14 protein-coding genes are annotated in these 16509 nt (G+C 70.9%); 5 read left to right on the forward strand and 9 right to left on the reverse strand.

The features are described 5' to 3' along the window. Nucleotides 1-8 precede the first annotated feature (8 nt). The 3 genes from ACFYRX_RS36185 to ACFYRX_RS36195 all read left to right on the forward strand — a co-directional run bounded on the left by ACFYRX_RS36185 (nt 9) and on the right by ACFYRX_RS36195 (nt 2938). Nucleotides 9-1430: an FGGY-family carbohydrate kinase gene (locus ACFYRX_RS36185; RefSeq protein ID WP_389109378.1), complete on the forward strand. Its 1422-nt coding sequence runs from the start codon at nt 9-11 to the stop codon at nt 1428-1430. Nucleotides 1431-1519: 89 nt separating this feature from the next. Beyond that, nucleotides 1520-2149: a histidine phosphatase family protein gene (locus tag ACFYRX_RS36190; protein WP_389109380.1), complete on the forward strand. Its 630-nt coding sequence runs from the start codon at nt 1520-1522 to the stop codon at nt 2147-2149. A 12-nt stretch (nt 2150-2161) separates the two neighbouring features. Then, entirely contained in the window at nt 2162-2938 is a 777-nt protein-coding gene (locus tag ACFYRX_RS36195) for an SAM-dependent methyltransferase (RefSeq protein ID WP_389109382.1), read from the forward strand. Nucleotides 2939-3063: 125 nt separating this feature from the next. Here ACFYRX_RS36195 and ACFYRX_RS36200 read toward each other — a convergent pair whose 3' ends face one another. The 7 genes from ACFYRX_RS36200 to ACFYRX_RS36230 all read right to left on the reverse strand — a co-directional run bounded on the left by ACFYRX_RS36200 (nt 3064) and on the right by ACFYRX_RS36230 (nt 10169). Next, entirely contained in the window at nt 3064-3705 is a 642-nt protein-coding gene (locus ACFYRX_RS36200; RefSeq protein WP_389109385.1) for a superoxide dismutase, read from the reverse strand. 180 nt (nt 3706-3885) lie between these two features. Further along, nucleotides 3886-4782 (reverse strand): TauD/TfdA dioxygenase family protein, encoded by an 897-nt coding sequence (locus ACFYRX_RS36205; protein WP_389109387.1) that lies wholly within the window; start codon nt 4780-4782, stop codon nt 3886-3888. A 14-nt stretch (nt 4783-4796) separates the two neighbouring features. Further along, complete coding sequence (locus ACFYRX_RS36210) at nt 4797-6134, reverse strand: LLM class flavin-dependent oxidoreductase (RefSeq protein WP_389109390.1); 1338 nt, start codon at nt 6132-6134, stop codon at nt 4797-4799. Further along, a complete protein-coding gene (locus ACFYRX_RS36215) occupies nt 6131-6856 on the reverse strand; it encodes an ABC transporter ATP-binding protein (RefSeq protein WP_389109392.1) in 726 nt (241 codons plus the stop codon). Before ACFYRX_RS36215 ends, ACFYRX_RS36210 begins: the two co-directional genes overlap by 4 nt. Beyond that, a complete protein-coding gene (locus ACFYRX_RS36220; protein ID WP_389109394.1) occupies nt 6832-7677 on the reverse strand; it encodes an ABC transporter permease in 846 nt (281 codons plus the stop codon). Before ACFYRX_RS36220 ends, ACFYRX_RS36215 begins: the two co-directional genes overlap by 25 nt. Further along, nucleotides 7674-8741 (reverse strand): ABC transporter substrate-binding protein, encoded by a 1068-nt coding sequence (locus ACFYRX_RS36225; protein ID WP_389109396.1) that lies wholly within the window; start codon nt 8739-8741, stop codon nt 7674-7676. Before ACFYRX_RS36225 ends, ACFYRX_RS36220 begins: the two co-directional genes overlap by 4 nt. Nucleotides 8742-8990: 249 nt before the next feature. Then, nucleotides 8991-10169: an ROK family protein gene (locus tag ACFYRX_RS36230; RefSeq protein ID WP_389109399.1), complete on the reverse strand. Its 1179-nt coding sequence runs from the start codon at nt 10167-10169 to the stop codon at nt 8991-8993. 423 nt (nt 10170-10592) lie between these two features. Between ACFYRX_RS36230 and ACFYRX_RS36235 the strand changes: the two genes are divergently transcribed. Further along, complete coding sequence (locus ACFYRX_RS36235) at nt 10593-11168, forward strand: biotin transporter BioY (RefSeq protein ID WP_389109402.1); 576 nt, start codon at nt 10593-10595, stop codon at nt 11166-11168. 100 nt (nt 11169-11268) lie between these two features. Here the strand turns inward: ACFYRX_RS36235 and ACFYRX_RS36240 are convergent, their stop codons facing one another. Next, entirely contained in the window at nt 11269-11985 is a 717-nt protein-coding gene (locus tag ACFYRX_RS36240) for an LPXTG cell wall anchor domain-containing protein (protein ID WP_389109405.1), read from the reverse strand. A 231-nt stretch (nt 11986-12216) separates the two neighbouring features. Here ACFYRX_RS36240 and ACFYRX_RS36245 point away from each other — a divergent pair, with 231 nt between their 5' ends. After that, nucleotides 12217-14859: a protein kinase gene (locus ACFYRX_RS36245; RefSeq protein ID WP_389109843.1), complete on the forward strand. Its 2643-nt coding sequence runs from the start codon at nt 12217-12219 to the stop codon at nt 14857-14859. A gap of 72 nt (nt 14860-14931) precedes the next feature. Here ACFYRX_RS36245 and ACFYRX_RS36250 read toward each other — a convergent pair whose 3' ends face one another. Continuing rightward, nucleotides 14932-16344 carry an amino acid permease gene (locus tag ACFYRX_RS36250; RefSeq protein ID WP_389109407.1) on the reverse strand — a complete coding sequence of 471 codons (1413 nt, stop codon included), beginning with the start codon at nt 16342-16344 and terminating at the stop codon, nt 14932-14934. Nucleotides 16345-16509: the final 165 nt, after the last annotated feature.

Consider the following 16509-nt stretch of genomic DNA (forward strand, 5'->3'; position numbering starts at 1 on the left):
AGGCCCCGATGACAGAGACGACTGACCGGAACGAGACGGCGTGGCTGGGGATCGACCTCGGCACCCAGAGCGTGCGCGCACTGGCGGTGACGGCCGACGGAACCGTGCTGGGCCGGGGTTCCGCCCCGCTCGGCGGCCGGCGCGAGGGCGGGCGGCACGAGCAGGACCCGGGGGAGTGGTGGCAGGCGGTGCGCACCGCGTCCCGGTCCGCGCTCACCACCCTGACGGGCGTACGGATCGGCGGGCTCGCGGTGTGCGGGACGTCCGGGACGGTCCTGCTGACGGACCCCGAAGGACGCCCGACGAGCCCGGCGCTGATGTACGACGACTCACGCGCGGCGGACCGGGCGGCACGGCTGCGGGAGGCGGGACTCGCCGTACAGGACACCTGGGCGCTGCCCAAGGCGCTGTGGCTCGTCGGCGCTCACGGAAAGGGCCGGGTCACCCACCAGCCCGACGTCGTCACCGCCCTGCTCGTCGGCCGGCCGGTGCCCACCGACTCCAGTCACGCCCTCAAGACGGGCTACGACCTTCTGCGCGACACCTGGCCGGATATCGACCTGGACCTCCCCGAGGTCGTCCTCCCCGGCACCCGGCTCGGCGAGGTCTGCCAGGCCGCCGCCGAGGCGACCGGCATCCCCGCCGGGACCCCCGTCATCGCCGGGATGACCGACGGCTGCGCGGCCCAGATCGCGGCGGGCGCCCTGCGCCACGGCTCCTGGAACTCGGTGCTCGGCACCACCCTCGTCCTCAAGGGGGCCACCGCGGAACCGGTCCTGGACCCCACCGGCGTGGTCTACAACCACCGTGCGCCGGGCGGGACATGGCTGCCGGGCGGGGCGTCGAGCGTGGGCGCCGGAGCGCTCCCCGCGGACGCCGACCCCGTGGCCATGGACGAGCGCGCGGCCGCCTTCGAGCCGTCCGGCACGGTCACCTACCCGCTGGTGTCGCGAGGCGAACGGTTCCCCTTCCTGGCCCCGGACGCCACCGCCCTCCTCCTGGGCACCCCCGCCGACGACGCCGACCGCTGGGCGGGGATCCTCCAGGGCGTGGGGTTCGCGGAGCGCCTGTGCCTGGACTACCTGCACCACCTGGGCGCCCCGCTCGACGGCCCGCTCACCTTCACCGGGGGCGCGGCCCGCAGCCCGTACTGGAACCAGCTCCGCGCCGACATCCTGGCCCGCCCGGCCCGCGTCCCCGAACAGCCCGAACCGGCCCTGGGAATGGCCGCGCTGGCCGTCCACGGCGTCACCGGCGTGCCCCTGCCGGACATCGCCGGGCGCATGGTCCGCATCCGCACGCTCCTGGAACCCGACCCCGCCCGCACGGCACGCTTCGCCGATCCGTACGCCCGCCTCATCGACGAACTCACGAAGCGAGGCTGGCTCCCGACCCAGGTGGCGGCGCACGCACACAGCCGACTGCACTGAGGAACCAGCCTGGACGCCAACCTACTCAGGGGCGCGGGGAACTGCGCGACCAGCCACGACGGCGCCGCACTCGAAGACGGGACCAAGCCATGAGCACCGGCACAACCCTCCTGCTGGCCCGCCACGGCCAGACCATCTGGCACGCCGAGAACCGCTACGCGGGCATCAGCGACATCGGACTCACCGACGAGGGCCGCGCGCAGGCGGAGGCACTCGGGAGATGGGCCGCAGAACATCGCCCCGACGCGATCTGGACGTCGGACCTGTCCCGGGCGATCGCCACCGCCGAACCGGCCTGCCAGGCCCTCGGCCTCACCCCGCACCGCGACCCCGGGCTCAGGGAGTGCGACTTCGGTGTCGTGGAGGGCCGCACCCTCGCGGAGTTCGCCGCGGAGGTCCCCGACGCGGCCGAGGCCTTCCGTGCGGACCCGGTGACGTATCCCTTCCCGGGCGCGGAGGACCCGAAGGCAGCCGCGGACCGCGGCACGGAAGCCCTCCGCCGTATCGCCGCCGCCCACCCCGGCGAGCGTGTCCTGGTCGTCGCCCACAACACCCTGCTGCGCCTGGTGCTGTGCAGACTGCTGTCGATCCCGGCCAGGGAGTACCGCAGAGTGTTCCCGCGGTTGCGCAACGCGGCGATCAGCGAACTCCGCCTCGACGAGAAGGGATCCGCGGCACTTCTCTCGCTCAATGTGCCGTGCGAGCCGGACAGGTCGTAGCACGATAGGACCATGACGGAGATCGACACCTCGGTGCCGCATTCGGCCCGGATCTGGAACTACTGGCTCGGCGGCAAGGACAACTACCCCGTGGACGAGGCGGCCGGTGACGCGTACACCGCCGTCTTCCCCGGCATCGTCACGATCGCCCGCAGCAGCCGCGCCTTTCTCGGCCGCAGCATCCGGTACCTGGTCGAGGAGGCGGGCATCCGCCAGTTCCTGGACGTCGGCACCGGCCTGCCCACGGTCGACAACACCCACGAGGTCGCCCAGCGCGGTGCCCCCGAATCGAAGATCGTCTACGTCGACAACGACCCGCTGGTCCTCGCCCACGCCCGCGCCCTGCTCACCTCCACCCCGGAGGGTGTGACGGCGTACGAGGACCTGACCCTCTACGAGCCCGAGAAGATCCTCGACGCGGCCTCCCGCACCCTGGACCTGACCCGTCCCACGGCCCTGATCCTCAGCGGTCTGCTGGGGCATGTCGCCGACTACGACCTGGCCCGGGACCTGGTCCGCCGCCTGCTGGCGGGCCTGCCCTCGGGCAGCTACCTCTGCGTCAACGACGGCTCCCGCGGCACCGACCCGGACTACGAGCAGGCGCAGGACGCCTACAACGAGACCGGCGCGGTCCCCTACTTCCTGCGGCCGGTCGACAAGATCGAGGCGTTCTTCGAGGGCCTGGAGCTGGTGGAGCCGGGCGTGGTCTCCGTCCCGCTGTGGCGTCCCGAGGGCGGGGGGACACCCGCGCCGATCGGCCAGCACGGAGGTGTCGGCCGCAAGCCGTAGAGCCCACGGCAGCACAGGCGAGGCCCCCGCGAGTCATGTCCTCGCGGGGGCCTCGCTTCCTTCCGCCTGCCGTCATGAAGGGTGAGAAGACGATCACGAGGCAGGACGCTCCTGGGTGGTGCCGCTCAGGGCGCCAACAGCAGTACGTCCGCGCGGGACTTGGCGGCCGCGTAACGCCGGGCCACGTCCTGCCAGTTGACGACGGCCCACATGGCCTCGATGAAGTCGACCTTCTGGTTCTTGTACTGCAGGTAGAAGGCGTGCTCCCAGGCGTCGAAGACCAGGATCGGGGTCGAGCCCTGGCCGACGTTGCCCTGGTGGTCGTAGACCTGCTCGACGATCAGCCGTCCGCTGAGGGGCTCGTACGCGAGGACGCCCCAGCCCGAACCCTGCGTGGTGGCCGCGGCCTTGGTGAGCTGCGCCTTGAAACCGGCGTAGGAGCCGAAGGACTCGGCGATCGCGTCCGCCAACTCGCCCACGCCGTCGGCCTCCAGGGGCTCGCCGCCGCCGTCACCGGTCATGTTGTGCCAGTAGATCGAGTGCAGGATGTGCCCGGAGAGATGAAAGGCCAGGTTCTTCTCCAGCCCGTTGACCGAGCCCCACGACTCCTTGTCACGCGCCTCGGCCAGCTGCTCCAGGGTGTCGTTCGCCCCCTTCACATAGGCGGCGTGGTGCTTGTCGTGATGCAGCTCGATGATCTCGGGGCTGATCACGGGCGCGAGCGCGGAGCAGTCGTACGGCAGCTCGGGCAGCGTGTAGACGGACATGGGTGGGCCCCTCCGAACCTCTTATTGCAACAAGCTTGCAACTACACGCTAGCAACAAAAAGACCCCCGCGGGTGAACCGGGGGGCCTTTGTGGGGCGTGCCGGGGCTCGGTCCTGGACAGCCTCCCCAGGTCGAAGGGAAGGCCGCCCGCCGTCCAAGCCGTGCCGGAACCCGCTGTGACTACGCCGCTACGGCCGAGTAATGCGAGGCGTCGCCCTCGATCGAGTAGCTCTCCTTGCCCTCGATGCCGACCGGGATGTCCCCGGCGACGGTCACCCGGTGCAGTCGGCGCGGCAGGCCGTCGTAGTTGTCGACGGCGTAGTGCTGCGTGATGCGGTTGTCGAAGAGGACGAGCTGGTTCTCGGACCAGCGGTGGCGCAGGATGTTCTCCGGCCGGGTCACGTACGACTGGAGCAGGTCCAGGATCTTGCGGGACTCGCCCGGCGACAGGCCCACGATCCGCTGGGCGAACCCGCCGATGAACAGGCCGCGTTCACCGGTCAGCGGGTGGACGCGGACGACCGGGTGGGCCGTGCGGTACGTGATCGAGGTGAACTGGGCGCGCCGGGCGGCCTGTTCCTCGTCCAGCGTCTCGTCCGGCACGGCGTAGTCGTAGTCGTTGGTGTGCTCGGCCCACAGGCCGTCGGCCAGCCGGCGCAGCGGCTCCGGCAGATCCCGGTAGGCGGCCGCCGAGTTGGCGATCAGTGTCTCACCGCCGTACGACGGGATCGTCAGGCTGCGCAGGGTGCTGGCCTGCGGCGGGTTGAGGACGAAGGTGACGTCGGTGTGCCAGTGGTTGGCGGCCCGGCCGCCCTCGCTGTCGACGGGCAGGACGTTCGGGACGCCGTTGATCGCGGGCACGGTCGGGTGGGCGGTGGTGAGCTCGCCGAGGTGCCGGGCGAAGGCCTGCTGGCCCTCGTCGTCGAGGTTCACGTCACTGAAGACCAGCGCCTTGTGGACGTTGAGCGCATCGCGCACCGCGGTGGCGGTCTCCTCGTCGAGGGGCTCGGTGAGGTCGACGCCGGATACGTGGGCGCCGATGCGGGCGGTGACCTTGCGGATCTCGATACCGGACATGTGCGGGGTCCTTTCTAGGCGTGGACGGGCTGGACGTACTGGTTCACGGGGCGGGGGAGGCCGTAGCGGTCCCGCAGGGTCCGGCGCGGGCCGTATTCCGTGCGGAGCAGACCGCGGGCGCGCAGGATCGGGACGACGTGGTCGACGAAGGCGTCGAGGCCGGACGGCAGCACCGCGGGCATGATGTTGAAGCCGTCGGCGGCTCCCTGCGTGAACCACGTCCCGATGGCGTCGGCGACCTGCTCGGGTGTGCCGGCGAAGGTGAGGTGGCCGCGTCCGCCGCCGAGCCGTCCGATCAGCTGCCGCACGGTGAGACGGTCCCGCCGGGCCAGCTCCACGACCAGCGTGTAGCGGCTCTTCGCGCCCTCGATGGCGGACTCGGGCGGCAGGTCGGCGGGCAGCTGTCTGTCCAACTCCAGTGTTCCCTCGGGCAGTTGCAGCAGCCGTTCCAGGGTGGCCACGCCGTGCCGGTGCACGATGTGCTCCTCCAGCTCCTGTTCCCTCGCCAGCGCCTCGGCCTCCGTGGCGCCGATGACGGGGACGATGCCGGGCAGCACCTTGATGTGGTCGGGGTCCCGGCCGGCCGCGGTGGTACGGGACTTGAGGTCGGTGTAGAAGGCGCGCGCGTCCTCGATGGTCTGCTGCGCGGTGAACACCGCCTCCGCGTACCGGGCCGCGAACTCCTTGCCGTCCTCGCTGGATCCCGCCTGCACGAGCAGCGGGTAACCCTGGGGTGTGCGCGGCACGTTGAGCGCGCCCTCGACGCTGAAGTACGTCCCCCGGTGGCGCGGCGGATGGATCTTCGTGTCGTCGCCCCAGACGCCGGCCGCCTTGTCGCCGACGATCGCGTCGTCCTCCCAGCTGTCCCAGAGCTTGAGGGCCACGTCGAGGAACTCGGCGGCCCGGGCGTACCGCTCGGCGTGCGCGGGCTCCGCGTCCAGACCGAAGTTGCGGGCGGCCTCGGCGCCGGCGGTGGTGACGATGTTCCAGCCCGCCCGGCCGCCGCTGATGATGTCCAGCGAGGCGAACTTGCGGGCCAGGTTGTAGGGCGAGTTGTAGGAGGTGGAGGCGGTCGCGATCAGCCCGATGTGCTGGGTGGCCGTCGCCAGCGCGGTCAGCAGCGTGAGCGGCTCCAGCGCGCCCGCGGGCCGCTGCGCCAGGTTGCTCCACAACTGCGGCCCGTCGGCCAGGAAGAGCGAGTCGAAGGTGCCGCGCTCGGCGATCCGGGCCAGGTGCACGAAGTGGTCGAGCTCGACGTGCGCGAACGGGTCGCTCTCCGGGAGCCGCCAGGAGGCCTCGTGGTGCCCGGTGTTCATGAGGAAGGCGTTGAGGTGGAGCTGTCGTGCGGTCATGCGTGGTCCTCCGTGACGCCGAGCGCGGCCAGCAGTCGTTCGCGGTACTCACCCAGCTGGGGGTCCCGGTAGGAGCGCGGGTGCGGGCTGTCGATGGTCAGGTCGAGGCCGATGCGGCCCTGGTCGAGTACGAGCACCCGGTCGGCGAGGACGATCGCCTCGTCCACGTCGTGGGTGACGAGCAGTACGGACGGCTGGTGGCGCTTCCACAGCTCCCGCAGCAGGGCGTGCATCCTGATCCGGGTGAGCGCGTCCAGCGCGCCGAACGGCTCGTCGGCCAGGAGCAGTTCGGGCTCCCTGACCAGCGACCGGGCCAGTGCCGCCCGCTGCGCCTCACCGCCGGACAGCTCGTTGGGCCAGGCCCGTTCACGGCCCGCAAGGCCCACCTCGGCGAGCGCCTCGCGGCCCCTGGCCTCACCGTCCGTGCCGAGGAGCACGTTGTCCAGCACCCGACGCCAGGGCAGCAGCCGGGAGTCCTGGAAGACCACGGACACCCGCTCGGGGGCGGTCAGCCGGCCGCTCCCCACCACCTCGTGGTCCAGGCCCGCGATCGCCCGCAGCAGCGTGCTCTTGCCGGAGCCGCTGTGCCCGAGCAGGGCCACGAACTGCCCTGCCGGGATGTCGAGGTCGACCCGGTCGAGGACCGTGCGCCCGTCGAAGGACCGGGTCAGTCCCCGGAGCCGGACGGCCGGGCGGGTCAGCTGCTCAGTGTGCGTCGCCATGACAGCACCCTCCGTTCGATGAGACGGACCGCGCTGTCGGAGACCAGGCCGAAGACGCCGTAGACGACGAGACCGACGAGGATCACATCGCTCTGGCCGTAGTTCTGGGCCTGGAACATCATGTAGCCGAGTCCGCTGGTGGCGTTGATCTGCTCCAGGACGACCAGGCCCAGCCAGGAGCCGGTGACGCCGAGCCGGAGTCCCACGAAGAACCCGGGCAGCGCGCCGGGTACGACGATCTGCCGTACGAAGGCGAACCTCGACAGCCCCTGCACCTCGGCCAGTTCGACGAAGCGGTGGTCGATGCCGGACAGCGCGGCATGCGTGTTCAGATAGATCGGGATGTAGACGACGATCGCGATGATCGCGACCTTGAAGGTCTCGCCGATGCCCAGCCAGAGGATGAACAGCGGGATCAGACCGAGGGTCGGGATCGCCCGGTTGAGGTTCACCGTCCCGTCGATCAGCGCCTCGCCGACCCGGCTGAGCCCGGCGGCCAGAGCGAGGGCGACACCGGCGACCAGCCCGATCGCGAACCCGGATCCGGCCCGCTGGAGGGAGGTCATGATGTCGGTCGGCAGCGTCCCGTCGGTCCACAGCCGGGCACCGGTCCGCACCACCGTCCAGGGCGCGGGGACCGCGGCCGGGTCGAGCCGGCCGGCGGCGGAGGCGGCGGCCCACACGGCGAGGAAGAGGAGCGGGCCGACGAGCCGGGCGGCGGGCAGGCGTTTGCCGGGGGAGAGCCGGCGGCGCCTGCGGACCTGGGGCGCGTCCTCGGCGACCACGGCGGGCACGGCCGCGGTCGTGGTCACGGCGGTCACCGCCGGTACTCCGCGGGCACAGCCTTCGCGGCGATGCCCTCGAAGCGGTGGTCGAAGAGGGAGCCCACGTCGAACTTCTTCACGAAGCCGCCCTCCGCCAGCAGGTCCGCCGTTTCCTGCTCCCACTTGATGGCCTCGTCCCAACTCGGCGGGAACAGCGGCTTGTTGGCGAGCGCGGTGACCGCCTTCGCCTGGGGGAGGGTCAGGTTCTGCGTCTTCACGTAGAACTCCTCGTTCCAGAGGCCGGGGTTCTCGTACGTCCACACCTGGCTCTTGGCCCAGAACGGGATGTAGGCGGCGACCGCGGCGGCCTTCGCGCGGTCGCTCAGCACGGAGGCCGGCGCCCACAGCAGGTTGAGCAGGTCGACCACGTCGGTGGTGATGGCGTGGGCGCCCTTGGCCTCGTACTGCTGGAGGTAGGCGGGCGCCTGGCTGTTGGCGAGCGGCGCCACGTCCACCTGGCCGGACTGCAGGGCGGTGAAGAACTGGTTGCTGGTGAGCGGGACGAGCTTCACGTCGTCGTAGGCGAGCCCGGCCTTCTTCAACGCCCGCAGCAGGACGACTCCCTGCGCCTGTCCCTGCGAGAAGGCGAGCTTCTTCCCCTTGAAGTCCTCGACCGTGCGGACATCGCTGCCGGGCTTCGTGGCGAAGAGGTAGTTCGGTTTGCGGGTGATGTTGATCGCGACGATTTTCGCGTCATAGCCCTGGAAGTGCGCCTGGATCGGCGGAATACCCGCGTTGTTGCCGATGTCGAGGGAGCCCGCGCGAAAGGCGTTGATGACATCCGGACCGGCGCCGATATTGGCCCAGTCGGTCACCTTGAACGGCAGTTCGCCGAACTTGCCGAGCTTCAACTGGAGTTGCTGGGTGCCCAGATACGAAGCGATCTTCAGGCTCGTACCCGCCGGGACCTTGGCGGCGAGCGGGGCGGACAGTGCGTCCTTGGTGTCGGCGGCGGCACTGCTTCCGGCGCACCCGCTGAGGCCGGCGACACCGGCCGCGGCACCGAGTATCGAGGAGAGGAACAGTCGCCGGTCGACACCGGACGTACGGGAAACAGGCATGGGAGGACTCCCGGAATCAGCGCCGAAGGAGCGCAGGGGAAAACGCGGAGGACGAGATCACGGCGAACGGGATCACGAGAACGAGATCCCGGAGAAGGGGATCGCGGAGGGGAAAATCAACGCAGGGGAAATGAGCGCGTCACGCGGGGCAGCGTGTCAGCAACAAAGGGTGCGACAGTACAGGTGCGGGCTCATGGAAAACATGTTCCCGGTCGTGCGGAGGGCCTGTCAACATTCGGCGTTTCTGAATTAACTCCGCTGAGGTGACAGGGTCAGCGGATCCCGGTAGAGCACGTCGAGGGCCACCGAACCGCCCGCCACAGCCAGCACGGTCTCCGGGAAGCTCGTCGCCACCACGGAGTCCGCCCGCTCGTCACCGACCCCCTCGCGCAGCGCGGCGAGGCAGTCCGCCCGGTGGATCGTGCCGACCTCGGTCACGACCACCGTCTCCGGGTTCAGCACGTCCAGCAGCAGTCGCACCGCCCGCCCGATGGCACCCGCCCGCTCCACCAGCAGCCGTACCGCCTCCGGGTCGCCCGCGGCCGCCGCCGCGACCACATGCATGGGGTTCACGCCCTCGGTGACGCCCGCCTGCCGTGCCCGCCGGCACAGCGTCCGTTCGCTCAACTCGGCCTGGAGGCAACCGGTCCGGCCGCACGCGCAGGGCTCCGTGCCGCCCGGCACCGGCAGATGGGCGATGGCGCCCGCCTGGGAGCGCGGCCCGTGGTGGACCTCGTCGTTGGTCGCGAAGGCCGAGTCCACCACGTTGCCGACGAACAGATGCAGCAGGCTCCGGCTGCCGCGAGCCCGTCCGAACAGCCGCTCCGCGTTGACCAACGCCCGCGCGTGCCCGTCCACATGGACCGGCAGCCCGGTGCGGGCACCGAGCACCTCCCGCACCGGCACCTCGCGCCAGCCCAGCAGCGGATGCTCGACGACGGTCCCGGAGTCCCGGTCCACCCAGCCGCCGACGGCCACCCCGACGCCGAGCGGCCGGCAGCCGGGCGAGTCGGCCAGCAGAGCGGCCAGCCCCTCGGCGGCCCGCGCCAACACCGGCCCGGGCGCGGTGTGTTCGTGCTTCAACTCGCGCCGGGCCAGCACCCGGCCGCGCAGGTCGAGCAGCGCGACCGTGGTGTACGGCACCGCCACGTGCACACCGCCCACCACGAACCGCGAGTCGTCCAGGTCGACGGGGACGTGCGGACGCCCCACGCCGTTGGACTGCCGGGGCGCGGCCGACTCACGGATCAGGCCGAGTTCGGTGAAACGGGAGCAGTAGTCCGTCACCGACGCCGGGGACAGGCCGGTCAGCCGGGCGATGGTGCTGCGCGCCACCGGCCCGTGCTCCAGCACGGACCGCAGGACGACGCTGGCGCTGGTCCGGCGCCGGGAGGTGGGGGTGACAGGGGGTGCCTCGGTACGGGGCATGGAAAACCGTCCTTAAGGAACGGGGGCCGACACGTCTCGGAAGTGAGGCGCGCCGGAACCCGCCTCACACCGGACGGCGACAGGTGGCCGTGCCCACGCGTCGCAGGTCGACATGACGACGCGACGAGAAGTACCGGGACTGGGCGACCATGACGGCAAGAGTAGGGCAGGAAACCTGAATCCGACCAGACCACTAGGATTCGTTTGGTGGTTCTCCACAGCGTGGCCCCTCGCCGCCCCCGTGCCGTCAGCCACCCCACCTCAGTGACGGGGGTCACGCCGAACCGGGTGTAAGCGGCATCCTTTGTCCGAAGCCCACCAAGGCGCCGTTCCCCGCTTTGTGGGGCGCTGACGGTGATCGGCCGGATCGCGCTGGGATAGCGTCACGATGTCCCCCGCCGTCCACACCCTCGCGGAGTCCCCATGAGCACCGCCGTCGCCCCCCTTCGCACCGGCCAGGTCCTCGCCGACCTGATCCCCGCCTCCCGCGTCCGGGACGTCGCGCTCGTGGTCGGCGGCGCCGCCCTTACCGGCCTGGCCGCGCAGATCGCCGTGCCCGTGCCGGGCTCCCCGGTGCCGGTGACCGGACAGACCTTCGCCGCGCTGCTCGTCGGCACGACCCTCGGTGCCCGCCGCGGTGTCGCCTCCCTCGCCCTGTACGCGCTGGCCGGCCTCGCGGGGCTGCCGTGGTTCGCCCAGGGCACCTCCGGGATCTCCGTGTCCTTCGGCTACATCCTCGGCATGATCCTGGCCTCCGCCGCCGTCGGTGCCCTGGCCCGCCGCGGCGCCGACCGCTCGATGCTCCGCACGGCCGGCACGATGCTGGTCGGCGAGGCGATCATCTACGCCGTCGGCGTCCCCTACCTCGCCTACGACGCCGGCATGTCCGCGTCCGCCGCGATCGCCGCCGGCCTCACCCCGTTCCTCCTCGGTGACGCCCTCAAGGCGGCCCTGGCGATGGGCGTCCTGCCCACCGCCTGGAAGCTCGTCAAGCGCTGAGACCCCGCGCGCCCCGCGCCCCGCGCACGCCGGAGGCATGACCTGACAGGTTCCGTCAGGTCATGCCTCCGGCGTTTTCCTACGCTGTTCCTCCGTGGGATCAGCAGGTGGGCCGGGGCCGCCGCTGCGACCACCACAGTCCGGCCGCGCCCGCCGCCATCAGTGACGCCCCGGCCGCCCCCAGCGGCAGCAGGTCACGTCCGACACCGGTCTTGGGGAGCTCGTCGCCGCCGGGTGCCACGGGCGTGTTGTCGGTGCCCAGCAGCAGCGGGGTGGCCGGAGCGTTCGGCGACGGGTTGGTCGTACCGAACGGAACCGGGCCCTGCTGCCAGAACGTCTTCTTTCCGTCGCCGGTCTGCACCGGCAGACAGATCTTTCCGGTCTTGCCGAGATCGAACGTCGCGTCGACGGCGTACGACTTCGACTTACCGGCCGCGAGATTGTCGACGGGGCAGGCGAAACCGCTGTTCGAGCCCTCCGGGAGATCCTTTTTATCAATCGGAGAACAGCCTTGAACGTTTTTGACCGTAAGGCCGTCGAAACCGACGACCAACAGCCTGATCTTTCCGCTGTCCTTACTCCCGTCGTTCTTCACGGTTGCCGTGATGTCGGTCTTCTGCGAGCTGTTGTCCACAGAGATCGTCCCGGGCAGTGTCGTCGTCAGTTCCACGCCTGCCGGCGCCGTGTCGACGGCCTTTCCCCCCTTGCCGCTCGCGGGCCCCTCGTCCGCGCTCGCGGTGAAGGAAAGGATCATCACCGTCGAGAAAGATGCCGTGACGAGCGATCCGGCGATGGTCGTCATACGACGAGAACTCATGTTCGTCCCCCTTGGCTGCGCCTGAATTCGCAGTACTTGAAGAGGTACCACAAGATTTCTCCGCACTATGCTGGTACGGCGCGAAGTGTGACCATTGTGTTTCAATCGGGGCGTCGTTGAGGGGGGTGCAGCGGATTGCCGGGAAATACGGGAAACACGAGGAGCGGCGGAGTTCCAGGGCTCCTGGTGACAGGACGATATCGCCTGGTCGAGAGTATCGGTCAGGGGGGAATGGGGCGGGTGTGGCGAGCCGCCGACGAAATGCTCGACCGGCAGGTCGCGGTCAAGGAGATGCGGATCGACGGCCTCGACGCGGAGGACGCCCGCACCCGCCGTGAACGCACCCTGCGCGAGGCCAGGGCCACCGCACGGATCGACCACCCGAACGTCGTGCGGGTCTACGACGTCGTGGACGAGGGCGAACGTCTGTGGATCGTCATGGAGTTGGTCACCGGCCGTTCGCTGGAACGGATGATGGTGGAGGACGGCCCGCTGAGCCCGCGCGCGGCGGCACAGCTCGGCCTCGGTCTGGTGGAGGCACTGCGCCAGGTGCACGCGCGCGGAGTCCTGCACCGGGACATCAAACCCGGCAACGTCCTGGTGGAGTCCAGCGACCGGACCGGCCGCCGGATCGTCCTCACGGACTTCGGTATCGCCGCGATCCAGGACGCCAAGGCGCTCACCATGGTCGGCATGCTCGTGGGCTCCCCGGACTACATGGCCCCCGAGCGGGTCTCCGGCCGCCCTCAGGGCCCACCGTCCGACATCTGGTCGCTCGGCGCGACCCTCTGTGCGGCCCTGGGCGGGCGCTCCCCGTTCTCCCGCGACACCACCCTGGCCACGCTGCACGCGGTCCTCTACGAGGAGCCGGAACTCCCCGCGGACGCGGGCCCGTTGGCGGACATCCTGTCGGCCCTCCTGGAGAAGGACCCGTCGGTGCGCCCGGGCCTGGACGAGGTGGAGGCGGCCCTGCACACGGTCGCGTTCCCGACGGTCGCGCCCACGCCGACTCTGCGGGTGGGCGCGGAGGACGCCGGGACGGCGGCACCGGGGGGACGCGTCGGCGAGAGCGACGAGGCCCGTGAGAGCGGTGATATCGGGGATACCGGCGAGGCCGACGATGCAGACGAGGTGGCCGAGGAGCGGGCGGCTGAGGGGCGCGAGGCTTCGCGGACGCCGGGTGCGGCAGAAGCCTCCGGGGTACGGGACGGGGCCGGAGAGCCGGACGTGCCCAGCGGTCCCGCGGGTTCGCCGGGCGCGTCGCAGGGGACGCCCCCGTCGCCGTGGGCCCCACGGGAGTCGCACACCCCCGCCTATCTGGACGCGCGAGTGGTGCGGGCGGCGCGTGATCCGCGGTTGCCGGAATCGGAGGCCGCGGGCGAGACGCCGGTGCGGGACGCCGTACGCGAGTCGGGGCGGGACGATTCGGGGACGGAGCCCTCGGATGCAGTTCCGGCCGGGTACGCGCCCTCGGACACACCGCCGGAGGGGGCGCGGCCGGTCCCCGAGGCCGCCGGGTCCTCCGTGGCCGCCGAGGTCGTGGACGCGCCACCCCGACCGCCCGACCCGGCCGAGGAACCTGCCCCGGCCGGACCGTCGGCTCCGCACTCAGCCAGCGCCTCCACCGAGGCAGCCTCCGCGGAACGTTCGGAGGTTCGGTCCGAGACACCGTCCGGGAACTCGGTGGGAGCCGTGCTCCGGGCAGGCGCCACCACGACCAGCACACCCGTCGCGAGCGCCCCCACCCAGGACTCCCTCCTGGCGGGCGCCCCCACGGAGCGCTTCCCCATGCCGGACGCGCCGACTCGGGACACCCCCTCGCGCGCCGCCTCCGCCCCCACCCGGGTCGGACCGGTACCGGCGGCCCATCGCGGTTCCCGCCCCGGCGTCTCCCTGATACGAGGCAAGCAGGCCGTACCCGGCCGGCATCCCGACTCCGGCCCCGACCCTGACCCCGGTGCCGATCCGGGTCCCGGCTCGGGCGAGGGCGTACACCCCGACGCCGACCCCCGGCCCAGCTCCGCACCGCATCCGGGTCCGGAGGCCGCTGCCCCCGGCTCCACCCTCGCTCCCGACCCCGACCCCGGCCCAGTCCCCGTTCCCGACCCGGCCGCGGACCCGACCCCAGACCCGGGCTCAGCCCCCCTCCTCGGCCCCCACCCCCTCCGCATGCCCCCGGGCGAACTCCCCGGCCCCGCCCGCCCCGCCCCGCCCCGACGCGGCCGTCGCCGTACCGCCCTGGTCGCTGCCGGGAGCGTGCTCGTCGTGGGTGCCGCGGTGGTCGGCGTACTCCTCGCGAACACCTCGGGCTCGCCCGGCGACGACAAGGCCGGCGACTCCCCGGCCGCGTCGGTGTCGGCCTCCGCGTCGGCGTCGCAGTCCGGCTCGTCCACCGGAGGCTCGCCGTCCTCCCCTTCCTCCACCGTCGAGGGCACCTCCCGTCCCCGTTCCCTGCCACCCGGCGCGCATGAAGAGGCCGGAGGGTTCGCGTGGGCGACGCCGACCGGCTGGCGGCGGGACGTGCGGACGGGGGCGGAGGTCCACTACACCTCGCCCGACGGAAAGCAGGAGCTGGTGGCCAAGTCCTCCCTGGCGCGGGGCGACTTGATGGAAAGCTGGGAGACCTCCGAGCAGAACGCCCACCAGGGCAAGGACTACAGCAAGATCCGGCTGGAGGAGACGACGTTCCAGGACCACCCCGCGGTCGTCTGGGAGTACACGTTCACCCTCGGCGGGGTCCCCTGGCACGCCCAACTGCTCGGCTTCAACGTGGGTGGCAAGTCGTACCAGGTCAGCACCTGGTACCAGCCGGACATCGAGGGACCGGCCCTCAGGACGTACGGCAGGGTGAAGGACAGCTTCACCGTCCTGTAGGCGTCCTGTAGGCACAGGTGAAGGGCCCCGCGACACACACCGCGGGGCCCTTCACCACACCGTTCGGACAGGTCAGCCGACGGACACCTTGTCCGTCACCTCACCCGCCGAGGCCGAGGCCGTACGCCGTCCCCGGAGCCTCTCCTTCACCACGGCGATGACCAGCACCACCGCCGCGACGAGCAGCGACAGCAGCACGGTCTCCCGGCCGTCGTGCTCCGTGTCGGTCAGCATGTACGCGAGGACGAACACGATCAACGCGGCCGTCGCCCAGGTCAGATACGGGTACAGCCACATCCTCACGACCAGCTTCTCCGGCGCCTCGGCCTGGATGATCTTCCGCATCCGCAGCTGCGAGAAGCAGATGACCAGCCACACGAACAGGGCCACCGCACCGGAGGAGTTGACGAGGAAGAGGAAGACCTTGTCGGGGGAGAGGTAGTTGAAGAAGACGGCCACGAAGCCGAACACCACCGAGGCGAGGATCGCCGCCATCGGCACGCCCCGGCCGTTGACCCGCGCGAACGCCTTCGGCGCGTCTCCCCGCTCGCCGAGCGAGAAGGCCATCCGGGAGGCCGTGTACAGACCGGAGTTGAGACAGGACAGCACCGAGGTCAGCACGATGAAGTTCATGATCTGACCGGCGTGCGCGATGCCCAGGGAGTCGAGGGCGGCGACGTAGGAGCCCTGGTCGGCGATGGACTTGTCGTCCCACGGCAGCAGCGTCACGACGACGAAGATCGAGCCGAGGTAGAACACGCCGACACGCCAGATGATGCTGTTGGTCGACTTCGTGACGGCACGCTGCGGGTTCTCCGACTCACCGGCGGCCAGGGTCGCGATCTCGCTGCCCATGAAGGAGAAGACGACGAGCAGGACGCCGGTGAGGATGGCGCCGGGCCCGTTGGGCAGGAAGCCGCCGTGGTCGGTGAGGTTGGAGAGCCCCGCCTTGTCGCTGTCGACACCGGGCAGCACACCGAAGACGGCCAGGCCGCCGATGACGACGAACGCGCTGATCGCGACGACCTTGATCCCGGCGAACCAGAACTCGAACTCGCCGTAGGAGGCGACGGAGACGAGGTTGGTGGCGGTCAGCACCACCATCACGATGAGCGCCCACCCCCACTGCGGTACGGCGGGGATCCACCCTTCGAGGATCTTGGCACCGGCGGTCGCCTCGACCGCGAGCACGACGACCCAGAAGAACCAGTACAGCCAGCCGATGGAGAAGCCGGCCCAGCGCCCGAGCGCCCGGTCGGCATGCGCGGAGAACGAACCCGAGGTCGGGTTCGCGGCGGACATCTCGCCGAGCATCCGCATCACGAGGACGACGAGCGTGCCGACGAGAAGGTACGACAGCAGGATGCCGGGTCCGGCGGTGGCGATACCGGAGCTGGAGCCCACGAAGAGGCCCGCGCCGATGACACCGCCGATGGCGATCATCGAGAGGTGACGGTTCTTGAGTCCGGCCTGGAGACCAGTCATACGGGGAATTCCTTCGTACCGGGTGTGGGGGTTCCCATACGAGCGGCGTACGGGTCGGTCCAGTGAATCGGAGGTAAAGGAGTCCGTGAACCTTTGAATCCAGATCGTTACTTGAGGTTTCCTTGAGGTTCTATTGCTGGGCTCATATTTTTCCTGGCCGACACC

The organism is Streptomyces sp. NPDC005374 (assembly GCF_042872225.1).
Lineage (GTDB): Bacteria > Actinomycetota > Actinomycetes > Streptomycetales > Streptomycetaceae > Streptomyces.

Bases quoted from the DNA above. Each gene is read 5' to 3' on its own strand.
- ACFYRX_RS36210 (WP_389109390.1), bottom strand. From the start codon at position 6,134: ATGACCGCACGACAGCTCCACCTCAACGCCTTCCTCATGAACACCGGG.
- ACFYRX_RS36200 (WP_389109385.1), bottom strand. From the start codon at position 3,705: ATGTCCGTCTACACGCTGCCCGAGCTGCCGTACGACTGCTCCGCGCTC.
- ACFYRX_RS36240 (WP_389109405.1), bottom strand. From the start codon at position 11,985: ATGAGTTCTCGTCGTATGACGACCATCGCCGGATCGCTCGTCACGGCA.
- ACFYRX_RS36215 (WP_389109392.1), bottom strand. From the start codon at position 6,856: ATGGCGACGCACACTGAGCAGCTGACCCGCCCGGCCGTCCGGCTCCGG.
- ACFYRX_RS36235 (WP_389109402.1), top strand. From the start codon at position 10,593: ATGAGCACCGCCGTCGCCCCCCTTCGCACCGGCCAGGTCCTCGCCGAC.
- ACFYRX_RS36245 (WP_389109843.1), top strand. From the start codon at position 12,217: ATGGGGCGGGTGTGGCGAGCCGCCGACGAAATGCTCGACCGGCAGGTC.
- ACFYRX_RS36195 (WP_389109382.1), top strand. From the start codon at position 2,162: ATGACGGAGATCGACACCTCGGTGCCGCATTCGGCCCGGATCTGGAAC.
- ACFYRX_RS36225 (WP_389109396.1), bottom strand. From the start codon at position 8,741: ATGCCTGTTTCCCGTACGTCCGGTGTCGACCGGCGACTGTTCCTCTCC.
- ACFYRX_RS36185 (WP_389109378.1), top strand. From the start codon at position 9: ATGACAGAGACGACTGACCGGAACGAGACGGCGTGGCTGGGGATCGAC.
- ACFYRX_RS36230 (WP_389109399.1), bottom strand. From the start codon at position 10,169: ATGCCCCGTACCGAGGCACCCCCTGTCACCCCCACCTCCCGGCGCCGG.
- ACFYRX_RS36205 (WP_389109387.1), bottom strand. From the start codon at position 4,782: ATGTCCGGTATCGAGATCCGCAAGGTCACCGCCCGCATCGGCGCCCAC.
- ACFYRX_RS36250 (WP_389109407.1), bottom strand. From the start codon at position 16,344: ATGACTGGTCTCCAGGCCGGACTCAAGAACCGTCACCTCTCGATGATC.
- ACFYRX_RS36190 (WP_389109380.1), top strand. From the start codon at position 1,520: ATGAGCACCGGCACAACCCTCCTGCTGGCCCGCCACGGCCAGACCATC.